Annotated in this window: 1 protein-coding gene and 1 pseudogene; both read right to left on the bottom strand. The window is 65.6% G+C overall.

Annotated features, from left to right (window positions below):
• The coding region (locus F1599_RS23195; RefSeq protein WP_190286439.1) for a TniQ family protein at positions 1–619 on the bottom strand (619 nt) is incomplete at its 3' end.
• Between the two features lie 2 nt (positions 620–621).
• Positions 622–815, bottom strand: a pseudogene (locus tag F1599_RS23190) (ATP-binding protein); the annotation flags it as partial.

Raw genomic sequence — 815 nt, 5'->3', positions numbered from 1 at the left:
GATGCGTCCCTGCCTCGGACCGCCACAGCTCGCCTGCCTGCATCCGCTTGGAAGCGTCGCACGCGTCGCGCACCCACGCTGCCAAGGTCAGCAGCGCCCCGGGCTCGCGCGTCGGAAATCCGTCCGGAGCGAAGTGCGGCCAAGCGGCGCAATGCCCCTGCATCAGGCGCTTGAACGCCCCCAGGCGGCGCTCGCCTATGTTCCCGCTCCGGTTGGCCGGCACGGTGGTCAGCGCCGTCAGGTGGACCGGGCACTTGGTTAGCCAGGGCACCTCATGCAGGTAACTGTGATAGCCCTGTTGCGCACAGGCTGCGCAATACCGGACGCTCGGCCCCTGACTGTAAGCCGGAGGGGGCGCATAGGTGCCGCACTGACGAAAATCGAGCGCGTGCTGGAGGACATCGGTCAACCGAGCCGGATCCTCGCCCAAGAGCGATGACACCCGCGCGACGTCATCATCAGAGACGAATCGCGGATGGCGTGGCTCGACTCCCAGGAACGCGGTGCCGGCACGCGCGGGGACGCCATTGAGCGCACAAAACCTGGCGACGAACGACAGCGCCGACTCGTAGGGGCGCAGATTGTGTGGCCACCAGTTGACCGAGGGATAGCCCGCCACTGCTAACTGCCCGCGACGATGATTCTCATGTGGTCAGAGAAGTTGGTCTTGGCCAATTCTCTGAGCCAGTTCTCGTAGCAGGTCGCCTCGTCCCAGTCCATGCCGCGGGCCAGTTGGAACAGCACGCTCTCGGTCGCCTTGGCAACGTGTTGCATCGGAAACTCATGCCGCCGTCGCGCCTGCTGCGGTGACAACT

The organism is Cupriavidus cauae (genome assembly GCF_008632125.1).
Taxonomy (GTDB): domain Bacteria; phylum Pseudomonadota; class Gammaproteobacteria; order Burkholderiales; family Burkholderiaceae; genus Cupriavidus; species Cupriavidus cauae.
Note: the sequence above shows the minus strand (reverse complement) of the source record. Positions and strands in the feature narration are given on the sequence as shown.